Source organism: Halorubrum salsamenti (assembly GCF_007671685.1).
Classification (GTDB): domain Archaea; phylum Halobacteriota; class Halobacteria; order Halobacteriales; family Haloferacaceae; genus Halorubrum; species Halorubrum salsamenti.
Genome location: NZ_VCNL01000003.1, coordinates 422,544 through 446,174, shown reverse-complemented (window position 1 = coordinate 446,174; position 23,631 = coordinate 422,544). Strand labels below are relative to the sequence as shown.

The following is a 23,631-nucleotide window of genomic DNA, read 5'->3' as shown; positions in this document are numbered from 1 at the left end:
GGCGGGTTAATGGTTACGCATCTCCCCGTAGAAAATCCCGAGATCGGTAAGAATTTTTCTCGACGATCGAAAAGCGGTTTTCAGAAGCTGTTTTTGTCTCCGTACCAGATCACATGAACGAGCCGAGTCCGGTCTGTTCCTGTCCCGTCTTGACCTCTTCCCACGACATGCCGAGCGCCTCGATAACGCGCTCGATCGGCCCCTGAAGGGTCTTGTCCAGCATCTTCTCCCAGTCGACCTCGAACTCGTCGGGGACCTGATCGGCGTACTCGAAGCAGATCACGTCCGGATCGCGTTTGAACTCCCCGTACAGGTGGTCGCGCTGCGGGTCGAGCCCCTCCTCCTCTTCCATCCGCGTCCAGAAGTCGGGATGGACCTTCTCGATGTACAGCCGCTTTGGTTTCGACCCGCTGCCGAAGTTGGTCCCGAGCATGAGATTGGCGTACTTCGCCCCGCGTACCTGGGCGGTCGGGGTGTCGTACGCGTCGAGCTTCTTCCCGATCCCCCCGGGAATCCCGATCTCGTCGAGGTCCATGTCGCCGTCGAGCACGCGCGCGATGACGTCGACGAGGTACGACTTCACCTCCTCCATGTCCTCGTCGATGTCGTCGCCCGTCACGATCGTCTCGATGACGTTCTGTTGGACCTCTTTCGTGATCTGTGCGATGTCCGAGCGCTTGTACTCGAAGCCGGTGATGTCGATGTCGTCGACGTCTTTCCCCTCCTTCCAGATGATGTGGCCGGCGTACCGCTTCTTCTTGCCGGCCTGGAAGAACCGCCGGTAGAGCTTCTCGAACTCGATCTGGAAGCGGTGTTCGTCGGCGTTGAGCTCGTCGCGCGCGAAGTCGTCGTAGCGCCCGTTGATGTGGTCCTCTATCTCGAAGGAGGTCTCGATCGCCTCCTCCTTCGACATATCAGATAACGAAAGCATGACGGAATCGGTGTCGCCATAAGCAACTTGATAATTAATCTCTTCTGCGGCCTCCTCGGTGAAGTCGATGACCTCGCGTCCGGTCGCCGTGACGGCTGCTGCGCCCTCCTTGTCGTACAGTCGGAACCGATCCCATCCCGTTACCCCGTATAAAGAATTCATAATGACCTTGACAGCTCCCTGCTGTCGGTCGTACTGCTCGTACGGCTCGGTGCCGGGGTCGTGGTCGTTCCGGAGCGCCTTCTTCTCCTCGCGCTCGGAGAGGAGCTCGTCGACCATCTCGCGCATGATCCCGTCGGGCTCCTTCTGAAAGTGCGTCCCGTTGGGCGCGACGTACGTCTCACCGTCGTACTCGTCGGGATCGACCTTCGTCTCCGGGCCGGCGTTGATCGTCACCATGCACATCGGATAGAGACTTTTCAAGTCTTGGACAGTTACCATCTCCTTGACGCCCGTGATCGGGTCGAAGACGGCGCCGCCCTCGAACTCCTCCGACTCCTGTTGGCCCTTCGTCGGGAGCGCGAACTTCCCGAACGCCTTGTGGAGGACGTACATGTCGACGGTGTCGCCGGGGGTCGGCGCGTCCTCGATCTTGCAGCCGACGAAGGTACGCACCTCGTCCCAGAAGGCGATCACGTCCTGTTTCCGGTCGATCTCGACGCACAGCTCCACGTCGCGGATGCTGTACTCCAGTAAGCGCTCGGGGTCCTGCTCCCAGAGGTCGCCGATGTCCCCGGTGTACCGCTCCTTGCCGACGCCGAGTTCGCGCTCGCCGACCGCGTCGAGCCGGTACGACTCCAGCTCCGTGAACATCGTGCGCTTGTAGGCGTACAGCAGGTCGAAGACGACTCGGCCCTTGATGTCGGGGCCGCCCCAGCCGGAGCGCCACACCTCGCCGATCCGGGAGAGCCGGTCGACGTCGAGGTCGTACTGACTCCCGTCGTCGAGCACCTCCAGCCGGTCGAGGACGTACGGCGCGTCGAAGTCCTCGAAGTTCCATCCCGTCAGCAGGTCCGGGTCCGTCTCGTCGATGTACTCGACGAACGCGTCGAGCATCGCGGCCTCCTCCTCGAACGTGCGGACCCTGAAGTCGAGTTCCCCGCCGTCGCCGACGATCCCCTCGTAGTCGGGGAGATCCTCGGGCGGGGGGATCTCCGCCTCCGGCGCGTCGTACAGCCAGACGACGTACTCGTCGTCGTAGGAGTCGTGGCTGGTGAGGCAGATGATCGGCTCCTCGCCGTCCTCGGGGAAGCCGCGCCGGTCGTCGACCTCGATGTCGAAGGTGTTCACCCGCATCTCGGCGTCGACTTCCGCGGGTTCGAGCATGCCCTCGTGGACCTGAATCGTCCCCTCCCCGTCGTCGAGCCGGCGCTCCTCCACGCGGATGCCGCCGTTGAGCCCGTTGTCGATCAGGAATCGGTTCGGGAAGAGGATGTCCGCCTCGAACGTCGTCGCGAAGTCGTCGCGGATGCTCCCCACGTCGCGGGGCGTGCGAGTGACGATCCGGGTGAGCGGCTCGCCGCGGATGCTCTCGTACGGCTCGCCCTCGACGTTCTCCTCGCGCGTGCCGATCACCACGTCGTACTCCTCGACCGGGTCGCGGTCGAGGTCGGCCGTGGGGACGTAGAAGTACGGCTCGACGCCGAGTACCCGGAGATGTTCGACGGTGTCGTTCTCGGCGTCATCGTCGGTGTGTTCCGCCGGCCGCCGACCGAACACGTGTACGACCGGGTACTCGTCGCTGCCGTACCCCTCGACGGCGTAGTCGATCTGGGTGATCATCAGCTCGACGGTCCCGGTCGATTCCGGGAACTTCGCCTCGTCGACGTCGACCACGTCGCTGACGTGTCCGCGCCCGCCGCCGGCGACGGCGGCCGCCTCCTGTGCGGCCAGCTCCTCCCGTTCGGCCTCCGTGCTGTCTCCCGGCCCGTCGCCCGTCTCTCCGGACGACGAGAAGTCCGACAGCCCCGACTGAGTCATACCCCCGCTTCGGCGCACCCGGCTAAAAAACTCGGCTTTCGGGTGCGGCGAGGAGTCCCGCCACGGAAAGGCATATAATGTGTGACGGCATACCACGCTCTATGTCTTCGGACCCACGTTCCGAATCCCAGGCGGCTCGCCCGGCCGATCGCGACGAGGTCGACGCCGAAGTGGAGGTGTACGAGGACGACGGGAACGTGGTGATTTTCGACGCCGCGAACCCCCTCGCGTGGGTCGAGGCGAGCCGAACGGTCAGGCTGGCCGACGCGGTCTGACGGCGGCTGATCCTTTCGTCCCGATCTGCTTCCCTCGAAGCCGCGGCTCGCGAATCGAATCGGTGCGGAACCCCTTTGCCCCGCCCCCTCGTACGTCCGGGCGTGTTCAGCCTCGACGAGGACGACGAGGGCGAAATCTCCGTCGGCGAGAGCTCCGACGCCGAGCGGGAGATGACCCCCGACATTCCGAAGGCGCCCTCGGTGAAGACGTTCGACGACGACGGCGACTTCGAGGGCGCGAGCGACGTCGACTCGGGGACCCTCCGCGCGTTCGTCGTCGCCGTCGTCTACGCCAACGCTGCGGTCCTCCTCGTCGCGCTCGGTCCGATGGTGTGGTTCTTCGAGGGCTGGTCGCGGATCGGTCCCGTCCTGTTCGTCGCCGGGCTCCTCGCGGGCGTCCGGACCTACCAGACGTACCGGTCGTGGAAGCGATCGAAAGACGCGGCGGAGTCGGATCCCGGAGGCGACGCGGACAGCGGCGACGAGTCCGGTTCCGATTACCCCGCCGACCCAGACGGCTCCTCGCCCCCGGAAGCGTAATGCCCGCGCGGCCGCTTTCTCCGATCCATGCAGACGGTTCGTGACGCGGCCGGCGAGACGTACCTCCTCGTGAAACGCTCCGCCGAGTCGAGCCGGGTGCGGGACCCGGCCACCGGCGAGGAACGGTACGTCGACAACGACGAGCTCCGCGTCGTCGACGGCGAGTCGCCGCTCGCGACCGCGGCCTCGGGTGTGCCGGCGCCGGTCCGGCGGACGCTCGGGGCGGTCCGCGACGACCGGTCGCTCGGCCTCCTCGCTGTGGTCGTCGACGAGGGGCCGATCGCCGCGATCGACCTCCTCGACGCGGCCGATATGTGCGAGTCCGACATTCACGGGACGATCTCGGAGTTCCGCGCGGCCGGCCTGATCGACGAGGTCGACGTCGCGGGGCGGCGAGGCTACGAGGCGACCTCGGTCGCGGTCAAGGCGCTGGGGCTGTTAAGGGGCGGGTCGGAGGGCGACGAGTAGCTGTTTATAAGCCCGGCCCGTGGCCGTTCGCGGCTGTTCGCGCCTGTCCCCTCACCCGGCCGAGCGTGTGCCTCGCGCCTCCCCAGCCTCGTCGGTCGGCGCTTTTAAGCGCCGACCGACTCCCTCGCGGACCGCTCGCGCCTTATAAGGCGCGAGCGGGCGCGCCGATGTGGGTATGGAGGCTGTCGTCGCCGCTCCTCTCCGATCGTCTCGCAGTCGCCTATAGGGTGAGAGCGCAGAGAGCCCACTCGCTCAGTCGTCGGCGAGTTCGCCGATATCGAGCTCGTCGGCGTCGAGCGCGGCGGCGTCCTCCCGGTGAACCGTCGACCGGTTCGTGCGCGGGTCCTTCTCCACCGTCACCAGCTCGTCGGCCGCGCCCACCAGCTCGTCGTCGTGGCTGACGATGAGGATCTGGCGCACGCCGAACCCGCGCATCTCCTCGACGAGCCGGACGAGCCGGGAGACGTGGCCCGAGTCGAGGAAGACGGTCGGCTCGTCGAGGATGAGCGGCGGGGTCGGCGCCGCGCCCTCGATACCCTCCGAGAGCAGCCGGTAGATCGCACAGCGCAGCGAGAGGTTGAACAGGGCGCGCTCGCCGCCGGAGAGCTGCTCGGGGTCGAGCGGCTCGCCGTCCTTCTGGTAGACGGTGAGAACGTACTCGCCGTCCAGCTCGATGTGCGAGTAGGCGTCGTTGCCGTAGACGAGGTCGAACGTCTCGTTGAGGGTGCGCTCCAACTCGGCGACGTTACGCTGGCGGAGCTCCGCCCGGAGGTCGCCGTACATCGCCTCCAGCTCGCTCGTCTCCTCGTGGAGGTCCTCGAGCGCCGCGACGGTGTCGGCCAGCTCCTCGCGCTCGTCGCGGAGGTTCTCCAACTCCCGAATTTCCCCCTTCACCCCGCCGATCGCGTTCTCCAGCTCGGTCCGGCGCTCCGCGAGGCTGTCGAGCTCGCCCTCGACCTTCTCGAGGTACTCCTCCGCGCGCTCCTTCTTCCCTCTCGCCTCCTCGACCGCCTCCTCGTCGACGGCGTCGGCGAGCTCGCCGCGGCGCTCGCGCTTGTCTGCGAGCCGGTCGCGACGCTCGTCGTTCATCTCGCTCAGGTTCTCCCGCTTCTCGCGGCGACGCTCGATCTCGTCTTCCGCGTCTGCGACCGCCGAGAGCCGCTCTTCGATCGCCGCCACCGCCTCACGGGCGTCGTCGACCGCCGCGAGCGCGTCTTCGAGCTCCGTCACGCGTTCCGCGGCCTCCTCGGCCTCCTCGCGCTTCCGGGCGGCGACCTCGCGGGTCTCCTCGGCCTCATCGCGGAGTTCTTCTGCCCGATCGCGCTTCTCCGCGGCCGCCTCCCGCTTCCGCTCCGCCTCGGCGCGCTTCTCCTCGACCCGCTCTTCGAGGGTGTCGACCGTCTCGTCGATCTCGTCGAGCCGGTCCGCCGCCGACGCGAGACCGTCCAGCTCCGCGATCCGGTCGTCGAGGTCGCTCTCGCGCTCGCGGGCGTCCTCTAGCTCGGCCTCTAGCTCGGTGACGCGCTCGCGGTCCTCGTCGATCCCGCTCGCGTGCGGGGAGTCTTCGACGGGCTGGCCGCACTCGGGGCACTTCCCCGCCGCGAGCAGTTCCTCGGCCTCTTCGACGCGCTCGCGGGCGTTCTTCAGCTCCGCCGACAGCTCCGCGATCCGCTCGCGGACCTCGCCGCGCCGCTCCCGGAGGGCCTCTCGCTCGTCCGCCACGCCGTCGCGGTCCACGTCGGCGTCGGCGGCCGCGAACCGCTCGCGCAGGGTCTCGGCCTCCTCGCGGAGCTCCTCGATCGAGGACTCGCGCTCGTCGGCCTCGTCCGCCGCCGCCTCGGCCTCGTCGGCGAGGCTGTCGGCCTCGGAGTCGACCTCCGCGGCGCGCTCGGCGCGGTCGTCGGCCTTCCCGGCGAGGTTCGTCGCCTGGTTGCGGAACGCCTCGGCGCTCACCCGCTCGTCGTCGAGCTCCTCGCGGACCTCGCTCTCCCGGTCGTCGAGCTCCTCGCGTCGCTGAGCGATGGCTTCCTCGCTCGCCGCGTCGAGCCCGGCGTCGTCGAGCCGGTCGTCGATCGCGGCCTCGATCTCCGCGATCCGCTCGCGGGCCTCGCGGATCGCGTCCCGATGCTCGTCGCGCTCCCGTTCGGTCGTCCGGATCGTCTCTTCGATCCCGTCGATCTCCGCCTCGACCGACTCCAGCTTCTCCCGCTTCTCCGCGTGGGTCGACAGCGTCTCCGCGGCGGCCTGGCGCGTCTCCTTCGCCTGCTCTCGCTGCGTCTCGTAGCGGCCGATCTCGTCGGTGACCTCCGAGAGGTCGCTTTCGAGCCCGTTGAGCCGGTCGTGGAGCTCCTTCTCCTCCTTCTCCGCGATCTGGTCGTCGAGCTGGTCGAGCCGCCCGCGACGGTTCTCCAGCACGTCCTCGACGCCGAGCCGGGCGTCGCCGGCGCGCTCGCGGTACTCCTCCAGTTTCCCGAGCTGGAGCAGGTCGTCGATCGTGTCCTGGCGCTCGCGCGGCGTGGCGTTGATCAGCTTGTTCACCTCGCCCTGCCGGACGTACGCGCAGTTGACGAACGCCTCGGCGTCCATCCGGAGGAGTTCCGTGACGAAGTCCCGCACCGCCCGGGCGCCGTCGCGGGTCGCGTCGCTCCCGTCCGTCGCCTCGAGCGTGCACTGGTGGTCGATCCGCCCGTCGTACGCCTTGAGCCGTCGCTCGACGTGGTAGGAGACGCCGTCGTGGGTGAACCACAGGTCGACTTCGGTCTCCTCCTCGCCGTTCGTGATCACGTCTTCGAGGGTGCCGTCGAGCGCCTTCGAGCCGTAGAGCGCGAAGAAGCAGGCCTCTAACAGCGAGGACTTCCCGCTGCCGTTGAGTCCGTGGATGACCGTGACACCCTCGGTCAGTCGGAGATCGGCGTCGCCGTACGGCTTGAAGTTCGCGAGTCGGACGCGGTCGAAGTTCACAGGTAATCCTCCATGGAGACCTGCCCGTCGGTGTCGGTCGCGCTGGTCGTCGCGGTCTCGTCGTCGCCACCGGTCGGTTCGCCGTCTGTTTCGTCGACCGCGAGTTCGGGCTCGCCGTCTTCGGGTTCAGTCTCATCGCCCTCGGACGTGGATCGCTCGCCGTCGGATTCGTCCCCGTCTGCCTCCTCGCCTCGGTCGAACGCGTCGAGATCGTCGATCCGTTCTTCGACCCGGCGCTTCACCGCCTCCCTGACGTTCGTGTCGGGGACCGTGCCGGAGCGGACCGCCTCCTCGACGTCGAGGGCGGCCTCCGACAGCGCCATCTCCTCGACCCGCTCTCGGACGGCGTCCTCGGGGTCGGCGAAGCTCACGTCGACCTCGGCGTCCGTCTCCACCTCGCGACGGTCGGTCACGCGGGCGATCAACGCCCCCTCGTCGGTCGCGAACTCCTCGATCGCGGCCGGCGTGACGGGGTCGCCGTCGCCGGTAACGTCGACGAGGACCACGGCGTCGTCGAGGTCGTGTTGGCGGACCTTCTCGCGCACCCGCGCCGCGCCCTCGCCCTCGCGGAGGTCGGCCTCCACGAAGACGAACGGGCGGGTGTCGAGCGCGCGCCGCCGGATCTCCACGCGGTCGTCGCCCCCGGCGGCGTCGGCGTCGAAGGTGACGAGGTTGTACCCGCGCCCCTCGCGCTCGCTCGCGCTCGCCCGCTCGGTCGAGCCGGGGTACGTGACCCACGTGTCGTCGACCTCGGCGGAGTCGGGCGTGTGGTTGTCGCCGAGGAGCATCGCGTCGAACGCCACGTCGCTCTCGGCGAGCACCTCCTCGGTGTCCCAGTCCGCGTAGCCGAACGGCTCGAAGAGGCCGTGCGCGACGAGGGCGGCGTACTCCGCGTCGTGGTCCGCGAACGCGTAGCCGAGGTCGTCGCGGCGCGAGACGGGGACGTGATCGAGCCCGTAGAAGGCGGTGTCGCCGACGACGGTCGGCTCGTCGTCGAGCCGGGTCGCGAGCCCGAGCCGCTCGAACAGGTCGAGCCACTGGCCGCCCCGCGTCGACTCGTGGTTCCCGACCACGGCGAGGAAGGGAACCCCCGCGTCGTCGAGCCGGCGGAGAACCGTGATCGTCCCCATCAGGTCGCCGAGTTCCGGGCGGCGGTCGTGAAAGAGGTCGCCGGCGTGGACCACCGCGTCGACCTCGTCCTCGATCGCGTCGTCGATCACGGCCGCGAACGCGTCGAGGAAGTCCTGCCGTCGGACCGGCGAGTGGTACTGCGCGTACCCCACGTGGGTGTCGCCGGTGTGGATCACCCGTGTCATCTGTCCGGCTCTTGGCCGGTATCGGGTTTAGGGGTTCCGGGGGCGGGGCGGAAGTGGTCCGGCGGGTTACTGAGGGGTCTCGTCGCAATCGCCGTCCCAGTCGTCGTCGCCGGCGGCCGCCGCGCGAAACCGTCGGAACGCCGTGCGCGCCTCGCGTCCGCGCTCCGCAGCGGCTTCGTCGCCGGCGCGCTCGGCAGCGGCGATCGCCTCGTCGAGCCGGCTGACCCCGTCGGCGTCGACGAACGCCGCGGCTCGCTGGAGGTCGGACCGCGCGGCGTCCGCCTCGTCGATCACGGCGATGGAGGGGTGGGTCGCGGTGTCAGTACGGCTCGCCAGCGCGGAGAGCGCCCGCTTGACGGCGACGGTCGAGACCATGGATGGGCTGTGTCGCCATCTTTGATAAGGGGTGGTTCCGAGAGGCGGGAAGGTGGAGACCGAGAGTGGGTAGGAGAGAAGCGGCCGTTCCCGCTCGTCTCTCACACCGACAGCGTGTACAGCCGCTTCCGGGCGTCGGCGAAGGAGAACCGGGAGTCGACGACGCCCTCCTCCTCCAGCCGCGAGAGAGCATACCTGACGGTTCGAGGCGGGAGAAGCGTCTCCTCGGCGAGTTCGCTCTGCGTGAGTGTATCGTTGTAGTCGAGGACCTTCGCGACGAGCTTCGCGCTCGGCGGCAGGTCTCGGACGGCGCTCCAGCGGTCGGTAACGTCCTCCTCGGCGGTGACGGCGTCGGTGGTGCTCATGCGTACTTCACTATATCTCATGCCGTTTAATAATATTTACTATCCTATTTAATTACTATTGAGCATTTACAACCGGACGCTTCCCCGCTATCTCTCCCCCACCCGAAACCTCTTACGCGCGAGACGCCTTATTACGCACAATGACAGACACCGTCGACGACGTCGAGCTGCCCTACGACGAGGGGTCGGCGTCGAGACAGGAGAAGATCGAGTCCCTCCAAGAGGAGCTCGACGTGCTGGAGTCGCAAAACGAGGAGATGCGCGACAAGCTCCTCGACGCGAACGCGGAGAACAACAAGTACCAGCAGAAGCTCGAACGGCTCACTCACGAGAACAAGAAGCTAAAGCAGTCCCCGCTGTTCGTGGCGACGGTTCAGGAGATCACGCCCGACGGCGCCGTCATCAAACAGCACGGGAACAACCAGGAGGCGCTCACCGAGATCACCGCCGAGATGCGGGAGAAGCTCAACCCGGACGACCGGGTCGCGGTGAACAACTCGCTCTCCGTCGTCAAGAAGCTGGAGAAGGAGACGGACGTGCGCGCTCGCGTGATGCAGGTCGAGCACTCCCCCGACGTCACCTACGCCGACATCGGCGGGCTCGAAGACCAGATGCAGGAGGTCCGCGAGACCGTCGAGATGCCCCTCGAACACCCCGACATGTTCGAGGACGTTGGCATCACGCCGCCGAGCGGCGTCCTGCTGTACGGGCCGCCCGGCACCGGGAAGACGATGCTCGCGAAGGCGGTCGCCAACGAGACGGACGCCACCTTCATCAAGATGGCCGGCTCCGAGCTCGTCCACAAGTTCATCGGCGAGGGCGCGAAGCTCGTCCGCGACCTGTTCGAGGTCGCCCGCGAGAACCAGCCCGCCGTCCTCTTCATCGACGAGATCGACGCGATCGCGTCGAAGCGCACGGACTCGAAGACCTCGGGCGACGCCGAGGTCCAGCGGACGATGATGCAGCTGCTCTCCGAGATGGACGGCTTCGACGAGCGCGGCGAGGTCCGGATCATCGCCGCGACGAACCGCTTCGACATGCTCGACCCCGCCATCCTGCGCCCGGGCCGCTTCGACCGCCTCATCGAGGTGCCCAAGCCGGGCACCGAGGGCCGCGAGATAATCTTCCAGATCCACACTCGGAAGATGAACCTCGCGAGCGACATCGACTTCACCGAGCTCGCCGAGATGACGCCGGATGCCTCGGGCGCCGACATCAAGGCCATCTGCACGGAGGCCGGAATGTTCGCGATCCGCGACGACCGCACCGAAGTCACCCTCGACGACTTCCTCGGAGCTCACGAGAAGCTCCAGCAGGACGAGGAGAGCGGTGCCGACGACTCGTTGGCGTTCGCCTAAGGCGGTTCGTCGCCTCCGATTTCTCTCTTTCGTTCGTCACGCCGCTAGCCGCCACTCGCTACAGCGCTCGCAGAATCACGTACGGCACGACGAAGAAAAACGCGAAGATCAGTCCGGTCGCGATGGCATAGCCGACGCCGACGCCGGCGAGCGCGCGCCAGCCGTCGTCGGTGGGCAGATCGCTTAGCGAAAGGTCCGGGCTCATACTCGTGGCTTCGCCGCCGCCGACTTAAGTATCGGTGGCCGATCCGTTCTGTCGTCTCCCCCGTCCGCCGGCCGCTCGCGCTCACACGTCGCCCGCCATCGCGCGGAACAGGTCGTCGGCGAGCGCGTCGCGGTCTACGGTCTTCGGGTCCTCGTCATTCGCCGGATCGATCGTCGGCGTGATCGTCCCACCGCCCATCCGCGAGTGGCCGCCGCCGTTGCCGTTGTCGCGGTCGGACAGCACGGCGTCGATCGCGTTGCCCATGTGGACGCGGTCGTCTCGCGACCGGCCGGAGAGGTGGACCGTCCCGTCGCGCTCCCCGATGACCACGACGGCGCTGACTCCCTCCAGCTGGATCAGCTCGTCGGCCGCCTGCGGGATCGCGTCGACGTTGTTCACCCCGCCGACGTCGGCGACCGCGAACGACCCCTCGATCCGGCGGCCAGCGATGGCCCGCGCCTTCACCTCCAGCACCTCGGCGTCGACCGCCGGGTTGGCGATCCGGTCGAGCCGGTCCTGGTCGACTCCGGGGTACACGTACGCCGCGGCCGCGAAGTCGGGTTCGCTCGCGCCGACGGTGAGGTGTTTGGTGTCGGTGAGGATCCCGTACAGGAGCCCGGTCGCCGTGTCGGTGGGGAGAGTGAGATCGCTGTTCGTCTCGCTCGCGTGCTTGTCCGGCGGCACCGGCGCCGCATCGTTCTGCTGGAAGTACTCGGCGATGACCGAGGCGGTCGCGCCGTAGTCGGTCCGCACGTCGGTGAACGACTCACCGGCGCCGTCGCCGGGGTGGTGATCGACGACGGCGAGCGGGAGCACGCCGTCGGCGCCGGCGAATCCTCGCGGCTCGTTGTGATCGACCAACACGACCGACTCGGCGGCCAGATCGCTCACGTGTTCGATCGGCTCCAGGTCCAGATCGAGCACCGTGCGAAACGCCCGGTTTTCCTGGTGGCGGATCTGTCCGGGATACTGGACCGTCGCGTCGACGTCGAGCTGCTCCGCGAGCGAGGCGACGCCGAGCGCCGCCGACATCGCGTCCGGGTCCGGATTCGGGTGCATCAGCACCGCGATCTCGTCGCGCCCGGCCAGCAGCCGACGGAACCTGACGCCGGGCGTCCTGCGAGCGCGGAACAGCACGTACGCGCCGCCGACCGCGACGACCGCGACGATCGCGGCCGCGACGACGAGCTCCGGGTTATCCCGTGCCATCGCCTCCGCCTGCGAGAGCCGGTCGTCGACCGCGCTCGGAGACCACATACGTGCCGGTCGACTCGCTCCCGGTACATCAAGGTTCGTTACCGTTCCGACCCGCCGACACCGACCCGCAGAGAGCGGATCAACGGTCGAATCCAGACCGATCACGCCAGCCGCGGTCTCACTCGCTCGCCGCCCGGAACGCCCGCACCGCGTCGCGGTACCCCTCGCGGAAGGTCGGGTAGGCGAACTCGTAGCCGAGCGCCCGCAGGCGGTCGTTCGAGCAGCGTTTGCTCGTCCGGATCCGCCGTTCGGCCGCCGCGGAGAGGTCGCCCGCTGCGATGCGCTCTTCCGTCGACCGTTTTGCCGGCCGCGGCACACCGCACGCGTCGGCCAGCCAGTCGGCGAACGCGTGCTTGTCGGCCGGCTCGTCGTCGACGACGAGAACGGCGTCGTCGCGAGCGCGGTCGCTTTCGAGGAGGAACCGGACCGCCCCGGCGGCGTCGTCTCGGTGGACCATGTTGAGGTAGCCGGCCGTGACCGGCCGGTCGAGATAGCGGTCGAGTCGGTAGCGGTCGGGACCGTACAGCCCCGCGAAGCGCGCGACTGTCCCGTCGATCCCGAACTCGGCCGCGGTCTCCAGCGCGGTCCGCTCCGCCTCGGCGAGGACGCGGGTCTTATCGGTCGTGGGCTCGATCGGCGTCTCCTCGTCGACCCACGCGCCGTCGTGGTCGCCGTACACGCCGGTCGAGGAGGTGTAGACGAGCCTGTCCGGTGTCGCCGCCCGCGATCCGTACGCCTCGATCACGTTTCGGAGGCCGTCGACGTACACCTCGCGGGCGGCCGCGGCGCCGCGTCCGCCGGAGCTGGCCGCGAACACGACCGCGTCCGCGTCGGGGAGCGCGTCGAGCGACGCCGGGTCGGTCGCGTCCGCGCGGACGGCGTCCACTCGGCTCTCACTTTCCGCGTCCCCCTCGCCGTCTATTTCCTCTCCGACCGATTCGATCGCGTTCAGTCCGGCGTCCGACCGCCGGACGCCCGTCACGGCGTGCCCGCGCTCGGCGAGCTGCCGGGTGAGTTCGAGGCCGACGTAGCCGCAGCCGACGACGACGACCCTCATGGCTTGCGCCGCTCGATGACTGCCATGATCTCCGCGAGCTGACCCAGCGTCATCGGGGCGCGTCCCTCCAGCGCCTGCTGGACCTCCTGTCCCGTGAGGTCCGCGTCGATCGCGGCGGCGATGGCGTCGACGTCGAGCACCGCCGTCGCCATCCCCATCAGCAGGTGATCGCGGACCTCGGCGACAACGGTGTCGCCGTCGCGGCCGGTCGGAACGGCGACGATCGCGGCACCGTCTTCGAGTCGAATCCCCGCGACGTCGCCGTCGGTGGCAGTGTCGAGGACATGTCCATCGAGCCCGGCCTCCTCGGCGATCCGGTCGCGACCGGCCTCGGCGACTGCCTCGCTCACCAGCGTCTCGAACGACGCGAGCAGCGTCGCCGCGGTCACCTCGCCGGTGTCACTTTCGGCTCCCGTCGCGCCGTCGGCGACGACCTCGTGAAACATGGTCGCCCTCGGTCGCCGCGTCTCAAAACGGCTGCGGTCGGCTCACGACGTCGTACACTCCCCCTCGTCGCTTGCGGGCGACTCCCCCATCGCGCCGGGACATGGCCACCCCCCAGACCGCTCGTCTCGGGTCCCGTCCACGTCCCCGACGCCGGGCGGACCGGCCGGAACCGCGACGGCGACCACCGTCTCGGTCTCGAACGCGACCGGTTCCGTCTCGCCGAGTCGCACCGTCTCCCCGCCGACGTCGACGGTCACGTCGCCCTCGCTTCGAACGTACGCGAAACGCTCTCCGGGCGCACCCACGTCGGCGCGCAGCGCGAACCGCGGGTACTCCCCGCGGACCTGCACGCGCCAGGCGTTCACCGTCGTCACCCAGTACCCCGGCACAGGCGCGACCGGGAGTCCCGCGCCGACGGTTCGCGCGGGCTTGAGCGACCACTTCTCGCCGAACTCTTCCGCCGTCTTCTCGCTCGCCTTCCGGGCGGCCGCCTCGCCCGCCCGCGCCGCCTCCTTTTCGATCGCCTTCTCCATCCGATCTCTGAGCAGCACCCGCGCTCCGCTCGTCGCCCCGTCGACGAACCGGGTCGGCACCCGAACCGCGTCCCTCTCGGCCGCGCTCCGGGTCGCGACGCGGAGGTTGGCGGCGAGCGCCGCTTCGCCCGCCCGCGACAGCGACCCGACGCTCGCGGCCTCGGCGGCGACCCGATCCGGATAAGACCCGTTCCCGACGGCGACGGCGCGTTCGCCCGTCGAGCCGTAGCTCGCGGCTGCCTCGTCGAGCGCCCTGCGACGCTCGTCGCGCGACAGCGAGGCCCGGACGCGGAGCGCCGATCGGAGCTCCCTGTCCACCTCGTCCAGCGATCCGTCTATCTGTCTGGCGAGCGCGTCCCGGTCCGCCCGTAGGTCGGAGTCGTCGCCGGCCGCCAGCGCCTCGTTCGCCAGGAGGAGCGACCGACCCGCTGTTCCGACCCGCACCGTGTCTTCAGTGCCGAGAATCCGGTCGACGACGCCGCTCGACACCTCTCCGTACGGCACGGTGACGTAGTTCACGTTGCGGACCGCGAGCGGTCGGGTCGTCGTCCCGTTCACGCCGTCGACGGCCTCTCCGTCGACGGTCGTTCGCGGGAGGTATCCCGGAGATCCGTTCGGCGCGAACGTCACTGCCCCGCCGGGACCGTTCTCGCCGACCGAGTACGTCCCGGGATCACGGGCGGCTTCGCGGCTCGCGAGTGCGTCGCCCACGTCGGGTCCGTCGAACGCGCCGTTCACGCTATCGAGGAACCCGTCCGTCGCGCGCTCGCGGTCGTCCGCGGCGCTCTCGAGTTCGCCGATCACGGCGTCGAGGTATGCGGCACGGGCGGCGGTCCCGGCCCGATCGGCGGCGCCGTCGTACGTCGCCGGCGCGTCGACGAGTTCCGTGCGTCGGTCGCGGACTGCGTCGGCGAGATCGGCGTACGGCTCCGCCTCGCCGACAGCCGCGTCCTCCATCGACGCCTCGGTCTCGATATCGCGCACGTCGCTCGCGAGCGCGGCCACGTCGGCCGCGACGGCGTCTCGATCATCCGACGAGCGGGACCCCACGACGGTCGTCGACTCGCGGACCTCCCCGCCCTCGACCGCGTCCTCGGCGATCCGGTCGACGCCGCCGTCGGTGTCGACGCCCAGATCGGCTCGGGCGGCCGACGGCGTGTCGCGCAGGTCCGGGCCGTCGGTCGCGTCGCCCGCGCCGAACGTCGCGGCGGCTCGCTCGGGCGCCCCGTCGGTCGGCGCGTGTTCTCCAGACACCGACACTCGCACCCGGTAGCGGTCGGTGGCCGCGTCTCGCGTGGTCGCCCGATGGACCGTCTCGTCGACGACGCTCCCGTTCGGGCCGCGCTCGACCGTCACCCGCTCCCATTCGGCGACTGCGACGCGCTCGACGGTCGCCTCGCGGGTCGCGACGCCGAACGAGACGCGCTCACCGGGGGCGACCGTCCCCGACGGAACGCCCTCCGGCACGCCGGCTCCGGAGACGACCGGCGACCGCTCCGTCCGAGTCAGGTCGACGCGCTCCCAGTCGCCGGTCGTCGCGAGCCCCGAGGTGGAAGGGGCCGGCGGCGTCGGACGCCCACCGTCGTCAACCAGCGTCGTCGACGTCTCGAGGCTCGCTTCGACCCGGTACGCGCTCTCGATGATCGCGTCCAGATCGCCGTAGACGCGCGTCGCCCCCTCGTCGGCCGCGCGGCCGACCGGCACCGGTGTTCGCTCGTCCGTCCGATCTGTGTCTGGTTCGAACGCGGCGTCCTCGCTCGGCTGACCGGACGGATCGCCGGTCTCGTCCGGGTAGTCGCTCTCGCTCGGACTGCCCTCTCCCGGAGTCGGCGCGTCGAGCACGACATCGGTCCACGATCCCTCGTCGACGCCTGTCGGTTTTAGCAGATCGGTGACTCCCGTCCGCGCCGTCGCGCGAGCCACTCCGCCGCGTGCGTTCGGGTCACTCGCACCGAACACGTCGCGCTGGGTCCGGACGATTCCCGCGTTCGTCGACAGCTCCACGTGGCGGTTCGCGAGCACGTTCTCGACCGGTGCGCCCGCGAACTGCGCGTACCCTCGCGCCCACGTCATCGGGTAGAGGCTCGCAGTGAGCTGGCGTCCCAATCCCGGTCCCTCGACCGGTCCCCGGTCGAGCCGCTCCTCGAACCGCTCCGTCCGCTCGTGCGCCGCGAGCGTCGGCACGGCGACCACGACCGTCCGGTCTCCCGTTCGCTCGACGACGATGCGTCCGTTCCGCGTCGCGGTCGTTTCCACGCCCTCGAACGTCACCTGCGTCGCCGTTCCGTTCGCGACGGACTCGACGCGAACCCGATCGCGGGCCGCCGCCAGCTCGCTCGGGTCGTCAACTGCCGGCAGCGACGCCGTCGCCGTCACGCCCCCCACGTCCGCGTCGACGGCTGCGAGCGCCTCGGCACCGGCGATCGCGAGCCGGATCCGGAACGCGTCCTCGAAGCTGGACCCGTTCCTGACCGCGGTCGTTCCATGTCCGCCTTTCGAGCCGGTAACCCTCTCGCCTGGCGCCCGTGTCACCGGCTCTGCGGCCGCGTCGTGCGCGGCCTGACGCGCCGCGGTCCTGAGCGCGGCGGTCGAATCGGCGTCGACGCGCTCGACGGCGCGCTCCACGCTCCGGTCCTCGCTGATAAGTCCCTGATCCGCGATCCCCGCGGCGTACGTCGAACTCGTCACCAAGAGGAGAACGCCGATCAGCGCGAACGGGACCCGCGCGCGTTCGTCGACGGTGAAGGAGCGGCATCGTCCGGGGCCGGACGTGTGCGTTCCCGATGATTGGTTCTCCATGTTCACCACCTCCTGATCACGATCCTGATCGTTTCGGTCGCGTCAGAGTCGTTCGGAGCCGGATGCGTGATCACGGCGACCGTGACGTCAGCGCCCCGCGGCGGCTCGCTCCCGACAACGACCGGGCCCGGTGATTCGGACTCGGTTGCCGATCCCTCCGTCTCGGAGCCCCCGTCTTCTCGATCGATGCGCCACGGGATGCCTGTCCCGGTCGCCCCCCGGAGCGCCGATCCGTCTGTGTCGTCCGACGAGGGGCTCCCCAATTCGCCGCCGGTTTCGTTCGCAGGTCCGTCTGACGCTCTCGTTTCCATCTCCGCGTCGATCCGCGTTCGCGGTCCGATACCGCGTTCGATGGCTGACAGCGCTTCGGACTCGAACGCCTCTCTCGCCGCGTGTTCCTCACCATCTCCTCCGGCCGCCACCAGCGCCAGCAGTTCGGCGCGCGTCGCGTGGACCGTCCGCGTCCCGTTCGGTGCCTCGCCCGACGCGTACGTCACCGTCACCGTCTCCGTCGCGATCAGATCGGCGACCTCGGCGGCTTCGGCTCCCATCGTCGCGCGGTCGCTGTCGGCCGCGCCGAGCGCGACGACGCTCGCGGAGACGCAAAGCAGCAGCACCGTCACGTCGAGCACGGTGCTGGTCATCGGTACACCGCCGCCCGAAGAATCCCGCGGACGTTCTGACCTGGCCGGACGCCGACCGTTACCGGTCGCTCGGCGACCGCGACCGCGTCCGTGCCTCGAACGGCCTCAACCGCCGGCGCCTCGTCGCCGGACCGGACCGTCCACGTCTCGCCGTCGGCCTCGATCGAGACGGTCGCGGCGTATCGGAACCCGTCGACGCCGCGCAGTCGTTCCGGATCGACGACTCCACCCGTCGTCACCGCCGGTTCGACCCGATTAAGCGTCGATTCGGCAGTCGGGCGCTCTCGTTCCGGCGCCGCGTCGTCGAGCGCGACGACGTACAACCCGAGCGCTGCGCCGACCGCAAGCACAGCGACAAGGGCGGCGATCGGTTCGACCGCGGCGCGACTCTCCCCTCCCTTCCCACACAGGAGCTGCTCACCCGACGAGCGTGACATGTACTCCTCCGTAGTGAACGCGTCTCACGGTCAGCCGATCCGGCGCCGGACGCCACTCGTGGTCTCTCGCCCGAACGCGCTCGGCGGCGGCGGCGAATGCCTTTGGATCGTCGAACTCGGCGTCCGGTGGGACGCCGGTGAGCACTCGACGGAGCCCGTCGCCGTCGGGGTCCTTCTCTCGTCCCTCCAAGACGGGCGTTATCCGCGGCGCGCGGAGCGCCGCTCGCACGGTTCCGCCTCCACCGTCGAGCGTAACGGAGCGTTCGGTGAGGCGGATTCGGTCCGCGGCGATCCCGTGCTCCGCCGTCGCGGGATGTTCGCCGTCAGCGATCGAGTCGATCGTATGAGCGACGCCGCTCGCGTCCGGCTGTGGGGAGGCCGGGAGCGCGGCGGCGACACCGACGGTCGCGACGCTCACCAGCGCCAAGCCAAGCCACGCGTACGTGGCGTCGAGGTGGGTCTCGAACACGGGGCGGCTGGCCGCGGCTTCGCACTTAAAAGATCGCTCTGGACCGTCTTCGGAAGGTCCCTTGCCTCGCTACAGCAACAGTCCGGCACCGCGGAACGCGACGAGGTAGGTCGCGGTCGCGGTCGGGAGCGCGATCCCGACTCGATAGGCGACGAGTGTCCGGTCGAATCCCCGTTCAAGACCGGTCGCCAGCGCGGTGAGCAGCGCCGCGAGAACCAACACGTACGCGCCGACGATCCGCCCGAGCATCGGCACCGAAAGTGCTCCGCCGCCGTCGGAACCCGGAGATGATTCCGCAGCCGTTCCGACTACTCCGCCGCCGGTCGCACCGGTGCCTCCGGCACCACCGGTACCGAGCACGTCCGCTCCCGCCGCTGCTCCGGCGCCGATCCCCCCAGCGTCGACCGTGTCGACACCGGTAGCGAGCGCGACCGTCGCCCCGCCGACGAGCGGCGCGAACACCGCTGCGGTGTTCGTCAGCGTCCCCGTCACGGTCGCGAGCTGCCGTCGAGCATCGCTCTCGAGTTCGCGGAGGTCCTCTAGTTGGTCGGCGAGTTCGAGCAGCACGTCACCCGCCGGCCGACCCTCTCGCGCGGCGACGGAGAGCAGCGCGACCGCGCCCTGCACCCGCGGCGACGGAACCGGAACAGCCGGACCGCCGCGGCCGAGAAACGCCTCCCGAACGCCGACGCGGAGCGTGTCGCTCCGCTGTCCGGCGCGTTCGAACAGTCTGCCGGTCGCGCCGTCGAGCCGTTCACCGGCGTTCGCGATCGCCGTCTCGACGGCGACGCCCTCGGCCACGTCGCCGCCGATCACCGTCATCGCGTCGGGGAGGGTGCGCTCGACGGCGCGGACGTTCGACAGTACCGCTCTGCGGCGGCGGACGGCGACGAACAGCGCGACGCCGCCCCCGACGCCGCCTCCCGCGACCGGCGCGCCCCAGTTGGCGACGAACCGCGCTGCGACGGCGGCGGCGACGGCTCCGGTTCCCAGCCCGGCGACTGCGGCGTGGATCCCTCTCTCCGGGACGTCCGGGTGGTCTCCGTCGATGCTCGGCGGCGCGAACGCGACCGGGCGACGGGAGAGCAGCCACCCCGACGCCGCGAGCAGTCCCGCCGGCAGCGCGCCGAGGTACAGCGCCGCGACGATCCCGGACCCGATCGGAACTCCTGCCGCGGCGGCCGCCGGAAGGAGAGCGATGAGCGCGAGCGGAAGCAACACCCCGAACGCGTACAGCGCTGAGACGGGACCACGGACCTCGCCGACGAAGGCGGCGAGCCGGTCGGTCGTTCCAGCGATCGTCGCGTCGAGCGCGCGGTCCAGACACCTCCCTCGACGTTCGGGCGGCGCCGACGCCGCCGTCCGGACAAGCGCCGCCGCCCGGTCGATCGCCGGAAACCACGGTTGCCATTCGCGGGCGAACGCTCGGAGCCCACTGGTCGGTCCGTCGGCGTTCGCTCGCTCACGACGCGCGAGACCGTCGGCGAGCGGACCGTCCCCGGTCCGTGCGGCGAACCGAACGGCGCGTTCCGTCGACGGATCCAACCGCATCCGCAACACGAGCCGTCCGACGAGCCCGGGTGCGGCCCCGAGAGCCCTGGTCCGCCGGAGCGAGGCGAGCCACACCGGTCCCCGATGGACGATGTGTGTGGCACCTAGGCCGCCTGCCAGTCCGGACAACAGACCCGGAACGGGTCCGACGGCGAACGAGACGACGACGGCGCAGACGAGTCCGACACCCACTCCGACTCGGTATCCCGTTTCGATCACTCGGGCGCTCGTCGCATCCCATCCGAGGAACGCAATCGCTCGACGGAGCTCCGCCGACCCCTCACCGTCGTCCGCCGCACCGTGCCGTCGGGGTTCACCGAGGGAACCGTCCGAACCGGTCATCGTTCACCACCGGCGAAGCGGTCGTTCTTCCGCCGACCGTCGTTTCTCCTCCGGTTGTTGCCGTCGCAGTCGGCGTAGCGTTCCGGTGTGATCCGTCCGGTTCTCGCCGCCTCTCCGATCCGTTCGCCCCGGAGATCGACGGCATCTCGGACGGCTGCGTACGGTTCGCCGGTTTCAGCGAGCGACTCGACGAGCCGGCTCTCCCCGCGATCGATCCGACCGGTGGGGACCAGCCCCGTTCCGGTTCGCTCGAACAGCGGCTCGAACGAGGATTCGCCGTCGTGGCCGACGACCTCGGCGATCGTCTCGACGCGGTGATCGTCGAGCAAGACGATCAGGTCGGTCGCGGCGAACGAGGAGGGAGAGACGCCGAGATCGCTGACGACCCGTTCCCGGACCGCGGCGGGGTCCTCGCCGTGGATCGTCCCGAGGACCGCTTCCCCGGCCGCACCGACGCGCATCGCTTCGTACAAGGCCGCTGCCTCCTCTCCGCGGACCTCACCGACGACGATCGCGCCGCCACCGAGCCGGAGCGCGGTCCGAACCGCCTCGCTCGGCGACGGCTCCGCGCCGCCGCCCACGCGGAGTCGCTGGACGTCGCGTCCGGCTGCAGTCACCGCCTCGGCCGGTAGCTCCGGCGTGTCTTCGATCAGTATCGACCGCGTCTCGGCCGGAAGTTCCCAGAGGAGCGATCCGAGCGCGGTCGTTTTCCCCGCGCCGCGACCGCCGGCGACGAGCCCGGTTACGCCGCGCTCGACGGCTACCGAGAGGAGCCCGGCGGCTGCCGGCGTGATCGTCTCGACGTCCACGAGCCGCGCGAGGGTCCACGCGTCCGGATCGCCGCGGCGGAACGTGAAAGAGAGACCCTCACTGGCGGGATCCGTCGTCGCAGCGACCCGAACCCGACCGGCTTCGGCCTCGATCGTCGCGTCGAGCGTCGGGCTCGCGCGGGAGAACCCCCGTCCGCTCGTCCGCCGGAGCCGTGACGCCAGCGTCGCCGCGCCCTCCGGCGGTAGCCTGACGTTCGTGCGACAGCGTTCCCCGTCGGCGACGACGCGAAGCGGGTTCTCGACGACGGGCGCCGACAGCGTCGCGTCGCTCACCCGTTCGTCGGCGAACACGTGCTCGAACGCACCGTACCCGCGAGTGTGTCTGCGGAGCACGTCGACCAGCGTCGAAACGGGGTCGCCGGCGGCCGCGACCGACCGCACTGCCCGTCCCGGAGCCCTGTCTCCCCCGGTCGGTTCGTCGAGCAGCCGGTCTTTGGCCGCGGCGAGCCGCTCGACCGCCTCGTCGTCGAGCCGCGTCGACGGCGGCGTGAGGTGATACGTCCGCAGCGGCCCCGCGCCCTCGTACAGCCGCACGGTCGCGCCGGTGTCGATCTCCCATCGGTCGACGAGCGACGCGTCCGGCGGCGGCGCCGACGCGACGCGCGTGGCCGCGATCGTCGGACCGGCGTGCGCCCGCAGCACATCGCCGGTCTCTTCCGCGTCCGCGACGGTCTCGGCCAGTCCGGTCTCCGCGGCGATCCGCTTCGGCGGTCCCTCGCGGCCGCTCGCCTCCCGTGCCGCCGCGATCGGCTCCCGGGTCACGCGTTCTGCGAGCCGCGTCTCGTGGAACTCGATCTGCTCGCGGAACCGCCCGGCGGCAATCAGACACGCCGCGGCCCGTCCGGCGTAGGTCCGCTCTCGACCCGCGTGGCGCGTCCGAACCACGTCGGCGTCACGCTCCGTCAGCGCCTCCACGACGGTCGCGAGGCAGGCGGGGCTCGCGGCGAGGTCGCCGCGTCCGGGGCAGTCGTCGGCGTCGACCGTCAGAACGACTCGGTCGTCGACGCCGGTGCCGACCGGCTCTCTGAACGACGGATCGCACCGACAGTCGTCGTCGCCGCCGTCGACCCACGGAAGCGAGCGCAGCGGCGCGTCGCCGCCTCCGAGCGACGACAGCGAGGAGAGATCGAAGCTCATGGCGGACGTGGTCGCGGTATCACGTATAAACTCTCACCCGATCCGCGCGATCCTGACGGTCGGGCCGCCGTCGTCGACGAGGCGGAGTTCCAGACGGCTCTCGCCGCCCGTCCGGAGCGCGATTGGCCCGTCGGCGACTTCGACGGTCGCGGCCGTCGCACTGGGAACGATCGGGACGGTCCGGTCGCGCCCGCTGTCGATCCGATACCGGAGCGCGGCGCCGGACTCGTTCTCTGATCGTTCCGGCTCGACGAGCGCGAGCCGGTCGATCCGCGCGGCGGTGACGCCGCTCGGCGCGCGGACCGTTACCGTCGTCCGGGCGGCGAGCGACGGGTCAGAGACGTCCATCGACCCGGAGGCGAGCCCCCCGATCGCCCGCTCGACACGGTCCGACTCGGCGCCGAGCCGCTCCTCGGTCGTCGCGGCGCGGGCGTCTTCCAGCGCCGGCATCGAGACCGAGAGGAGCGCGACGGCGACGAGGACCGTGAGAACGACACGGATCACGGCTCCGTCGTCGCGGTACGAAGACGTTTATAAGGACTCACGGAGCCGATCCAGCGCGCCGGAGCGCCACGAGTCATCCACTTCCTCGCCGTCTGTTTCGGCACGATCGACCGCCGACTCGGCCGGCGATCCCGTTCCGTCCCCGCGATACCGTTCCGACGGAACGGCGGCGTCGAGGGCGGCCTCACTCGGCACGGCGTCGTCGATCCCGTCGCAGTCCGGGGTTACGTCTTCGTCTGCGGCTGCCCTGCTGTCCGTGATCGGGCTGTCGCCCGCGGTTGCGTCTCCGTCCTCGCCTGCCTTCGCGAGCGCGAGGTCAGCGCGGCGTTCAACCGCTTGGTTCACCGCTCGGATCGATCCGACGTACCCCCTGATCGCTTGCGTCGCGGCCTCCAGCTCCTCGATGCGTGCTTCGAGATTGTCGAGCCGAGTCGCCAGCTCCTCCCGCTCCGCGCTCGCGGCGGCCTCGTCGCCGATGTCGGCGACGGCGTCGTCGCTCTCGGTGATCGCCCGCTCGACCGCGCGGAGCCGCGCTTCGACTCGGTCGTCGCCTGGTTCGGGGTTCGGATCGGTGCTCGACTCGGTGTTCACGTCGGCGCACGGACCGCCGCCGGAATCGCCGGTCCGCCTTTGACTCTTGCCGGCGAGCGAGGTCTGGTCGAGCCCGGTCCGCTCTGAGCGCGCTCCCGTCTCAGCTCCGTCTCGCCGGCTCGGCCGGTCCTCCATCGCTCGATCTGTCATCGGCCGTGTCGATCCGGCCGTTCCGGCCGGCCTACGGTCGGCTCGGCCGAAAGACGGGGAACGACCCGGACGGCCGTCGCTCGTCGTCTCGGATGCCCCTCCGCCGTCG

21 protein-coding genes are annotated in these 23,631 nt (G+C 70.0%); 4 read left to right on the top strand and 17 right to left on the bottom strand.

The window, feature by feature from the left end; translation table 11 throughout:
• Nucleotides 1-109: 109 nt before the first annotated feature.
• A complete protein-coding gene (locus tag FGL94_RS11185; protein ID WP_144924930.1) occupies nt 110-2,911 on the bottom strand; it encodes a DNA-directed DNA polymerase in 2,802 nt (933 codons plus the stop codon).
• A 101-nt stretch (nt 2,912-3,012) separates the two neighbouring features.
• Between FGL94_RS11185 and FGL94_RS18345 the strand changes: the two genes are divergently transcribed.
• The 3 genes from FGL94_RS18345 (at nt 3,013) to FGL94_RS11175 (ending at nt 4,194) form a co-directional block, all read left to right on the top strand.
• The gene (locus FGL94_RS18345) at nt 3,013-3,186 is read left to right on the top strand and encodes a DUF7331 family protein (RefSeq protein ID WP_186313395.1); all 174 of its coding nucleotides are present in this window, start codon (nt 3,013-3,015) and stop codon (nt 3,184-3,186) included.
• A gap of 102 nt (nt 3,187-3,288) precedes the next feature.
• On the top strand, nt 3,289-3,726 hold the full coding sequence (locus FGL94_RS11180; RefSeq protein WP_144924927.1) for a DUF7322 domain-containing protein: 438 nt from the start codon (nt 3,289-3,291) through the stop codon (nt 3,724-3,726).
• Nucleotides 3,727-3,753: 27 nt separating this feature from the next.
• Entirely contained in the window at nt 3,754-4,194 is a 441-nt protein-coding gene (locus tag FGL94_RS11175) for a DUF7346 family protein (RefSeq protein ID WP_144924924.1), read from the top strand.
• A 252-nt stretch (nt 4,195-4,446) separates the two neighbouring features.
• Here FGL94_RS11175 and rad50 read toward each other — a convergent pair whose 3' ends face one another.
• From rad50 to FGL94_RS11155, 4 genes are all read right to left on the bottom strand, one after another.
• Nucleotides 4,447-7,155 carry a DNA double-strand break repair ATPase Rad50 gene (gene rad50, locus FGL94_RS11170; RefSeq protein WP_144924921.1) on the bottom strand — a complete coding sequence of 903 codons (2,709 nt, stop codon included), beginning with the start codon at nt 7,153-7,155 and terminating at the stop codon, nt 4,447-4,449.
• Nucleotides 7,152-8,471, bottom strand: a complete 1,320-nt coding sequence (gene mre11 / locus FGL94_RS11165; RefSeq protein ID WP_144924918.1) for a DNA double-strand break repair protein Mre11 — start codon at nt 8,469-8,471, stop codon at nt 7,152-7,154. The genes rad50 and mre11 overlap by 4 nt, the downstream gene beginning before the upstream one ends.
• 66 nt (nt 8,472-8,537) lie before the next feature.
• Nucleotides 8,538-8,846: a hypothetical protein gene (locus tag FGL94_RS11160; protein ID WP_144924915.1), complete on the bottom strand. Its 309-nt coding sequence runs from the start codon at nt 8,844-8,846 to the stop codon at nt 8,538-8,540.
• A 101-nt stretch (nt 8,847-8,947) separates the two neighbouring features.
• The gene (locus FGL94_RS11155) at nt 8,948-9,211 is read right to left on the bottom strand and encodes a MarR family transcriptional regulator (protein WP_144924912.1); all 264 of its coding nucleotides are present in this window, start codon (nt 9,209-9,211) and stop codon (nt 8,948-8,950) included.
• Nucleotides 9,212-9,351: 140 nt separating this feature from the next.
• Between FGL94_RS11155 and pan1 the strand changes: the two genes are divergently transcribed.
• Complete coding sequence (pan1, locus tag FGL94_RS11150) at nt 9,352-10,569, top strand: proteasome-activating nucleotidase Pan1 (RefSeq protein WP_144924909.1); 1,218 nt, start codon at nt 9,352-9,354, stop codon at nt 10,567-10,569.
• Between the two features lie 58 nt (nt 10,570-10,627).
• On the opposite strand, the gene FGL94_RS18340 is transcribed toward pan1, so the two are convergent.
• The 12 genes from FGL94_RS18340 to FGL94_RS11095 form a co-directional block, all read right to left on the bottom strand.
• Nucleotides 10,628-10,774, bottom strand: a complete 147-nt coding sequence (locus FGL94_RS18340; RefSeq protein WP_186313394.1) for a hypothetical protein — start codon at nt 10,772-10,774, stop codon at nt 10,628-10,630.
• 81 nt (nt 10,775-10,855) lie between these two features.
• Nucleotides 10,856-12,031, bottom strand: coding sequence for a DHH family phosphoesterase (locus FGL94_RS11145; RefSeq protein WP_144924906.1), 1,176 nt, complete (start codon nt 12,029-12,031; stop codon nt 10,856-10,858).
• Nucleotides 12,032-12,149: 118 nt separating this feature from the next.
• Complete coding sequence (locus tag FGL94_RS11140) at nt 12,150-13,088, bottom strand: NAD-dependent epimerase/dehydratase family protein (protein ID WP_144924903.1); 939 nt, start codon at nt 13,086-13,088, stop codon at nt 12,150-12,152.
• Nucleotides 13,085-13,534, bottom strand: coding sequence for a DUF5791 family protein (locus FGL94_RS11135; RefSeq protein WP_144924900.1), 450 nt, complete (start codon nt 13,532-13,534; stop codon nt 13,085-13,087). The genes FGL94_RS11140 and FGL94_RS11135 overlap by 4 nt, the downstream gene beginning before the upstream one ends.
• Before the next feature lie 42 nt (nt 13,535-13,576).
• Nucleotides 13,577-16,867, bottom strand: a complete 3,291-nt coding sequence (locus tag FGL94_RS11130) for a DUF7286 family protein (RefSeq protein ID WP_144924897.1) — start codon at nt 16,865-16,867, stop codon at nt 13,577-13,579.
• Between the two features lie 2 nt (nt 16,868-16,869).
• A complete protein-coding gene (locus FGL94_RS11125) occupies nt 16,870-17,511 on the bottom strand; it encodes a DUF7284 family protein (protein WP_144924894.1) in 642 nt (213 codons plus the stop codon).
• Nucleotides 17,508-17,948: a DUF7285 family protein gene (locus tag FGL94_RS11120; RefSeq protein ID WP_144924891.1), complete on the bottom strand. Its 441-nt coding sequence runs from the start codon at nt 17,946-17,948 to the stop codon at nt 17,508-17,510. The genes FGL94_RS11125 and FGL94_RS11120 overlap by 4 nt, the downstream gene beginning before the upstream one ends.
• Nucleotides 17,929-18,417, bottom strand: a complete 489-nt coding sequence (locus tag FGL94_RS11115) for a DUF7283 family protein (protein ID WP_144924888.1) — start codon at nt 18,415-18,417, stop codon at nt 17,929-17,931. The genes FGL94_RS11120 and FGL94_RS11115 overlap by 20 nt, the downstream gene beginning before the upstream one ends.
• 69 nt (nt 18,418-18,486) lie before the next feature.
• Nucleotides 18,487-20,310, bottom strand: a complete 1,824-nt coding sequence (locus FGL94_RS11110; protein ID WP_144924886.1) for a type II secretion system protein — start codon at nt 20,308-20,310, stop codon at nt 18,487-18,489.
• Nucleotides 20,307-22,277, bottom strand: a complete 1,971-nt coding sequence (locus FGL94_RS11105) for an ATPase, T2SS/T4P/T4SS family (protein ID WP_144924882.1) — start codon at nt 22,275-22,277, stop codon at nt 20,307-20,309. The genes FGL94_RS11110 and FGL94_RS11105 overlap by 4 nt, the downstream gene beginning before the upstream one ends.
• Nucleotides 22,278-22,310: 33 nt before the next feature.
• Nucleotides 22,311-22,781, bottom strand: coding sequence for a DUF7311 family protein (locus FGL94_RS11100; RefSeq protein WP_144924879.1), 471 nt, complete (start codon nt 22,779-22,781; stop codon nt 22,311-22,313).
• 27 nt (nt 22,782-22,808) lie between these two features.
• Nucleotides 22,809-23,522, bottom strand: a complete 714-nt coding sequence (locus tag FGL94_RS11095; protein WP_241659159.1) for a DUF7310 family coiled-coil domain-containing protein — start codon at nt 23,520-23,522, stop codon at nt 22,809-22,811.
• Nucleotides 23,523-23,631 lie beyond the last annotated feature (109 nt).

What these genes read in the sequence shown, in the direction of transcription:
- FGL94_RS11185 (WP_144924930.1), bottom strand. Translation starts at nt 2,911, where the DNA reads ATGACTCAGTCGGGGCTGTCGGACTTCTCGTCGTCCGGAGAGACGGGC.
- FGL94_RS18345 (WP_186313395.1), top strand. Translation starts at nt 3,013, where the DNA reads ATGTCTTCGGACCCACGTTCCGAATCCCAGGCGGCTCGCCCGGCCGAT.
- FGL94_RS11175 (WP_144924924.1), top strand. Translation starts at nt 3,754, where the DNA reads ATGCAGACGGTTCGTGACGCGGCCGGCGAGACGTACCTCCTCGTGAAA.
- mre11 (WP_144924918.1), bottom strand. Translation starts at nt 8,471, where the DNA reads ATGACACGGGTGATCCACACCGGCGACACCCACGTGGGGTACGCGCAG.
- FGL94_RS11160 (WP_144924915.1), bottom strand. Translation starts at nt 8,846, where the DNA reads ATGGTCTCGACCGTCGCCGTCAAGCGGGCGCTCTCCGCGCTGGCGAGC.
- FGL94_RS11155 (WP_144924912.1), bottom strand. Translation starts at nt 9,211, where the DNA reads ATGAGCACCACCGACGCCGTCACCGCCGAGGAGGACGTTACCGACCGC.
- pan1 (WP_144924909.1), top strand. Translation starts at nt 9,352, where the DNA reads ATGACAGACACCGTCGACGACGTCGAGCTGCCCTACGACGAGGGGTCG.
- FGL94_RS18340 (WP_186313394.1), bottom strand. Translation starts at nt 10,774, where the DNA reads ATGAGCCCGGACCTTTCGCTAAGCGATCTGCCCACCGACGACGGCTGG.
- FGL94_RS11145 (WP_144924906.1), bottom strand. Translation starts at nt 12,031, where the DNA reads ATGTGGTCTCCGAGCGCGGTCGACGACCGGCTCTCGCAGGCGGAGGCG.
- FGL94_RS11140 (WP_144924903.1), bottom strand. Translation starts at nt 13,088, where the DNA reads ATGAGGGTCGTCGTCGTCGGCTGCGGCTACGTCGGCCTCGAACTCACC.
- FGL94_RS11135 (WP_144924900.1), bottom strand. Translation starts at nt 13,534, where the DNA reads ATGTTTCACGAGGTCGTCGCCGACGGCGCGACGGGAGCCGAAAGTGAC.
- FGL94_RS11130 (WP_144924897.1), bottom strand. Translation starts at nt 16,867, where the DNA reads ATGGAGAACCAATCATCGGGAACGCACACGTCCGGCCCCGGACGATGC.
- FGL94_RS11125 (WP_144924894.1), bottom strand. Translation starts at nt 17,511, where the DNA reads ATGACCAGCACCGTGCTCGACGTGACGGTGCTGCTGCTTTGCGTCTCC.
- FGL94_RS11120 (WP_144924891.1), bottom strand. Translation starts at nt 17,948, where the DNA reads ATGTCACGCTCGTCGGGTGAGCAGCTCCTGTGTGGGAAGGGAGGGGAG.
- FGL94_RS11110 (WP_144924886.1), bottom strand. Translation starts at nt 20,310, where the DNA reads ATGACCGGTTCGGACGGTTCCCTCGGTGAACCCCGACGGCACGGTGCG.
- FGL94_RS11105 (WP_144924882.1), bottom strand. Translation starts at nt 22,277, where the DNA reads ATGAGCTTCGATCTCTCCTCGCTGTCGTCGCTCGGAGGCGGCGACGCG.
- FGL94_RS11095 (WP_241659159.1), bottom strand. Translation starts at nt 23,522, where the DNA reads ATGACAGATCGAGCGATGGAGGACCGGCCGAGCCGGCGAGACGGAGCT.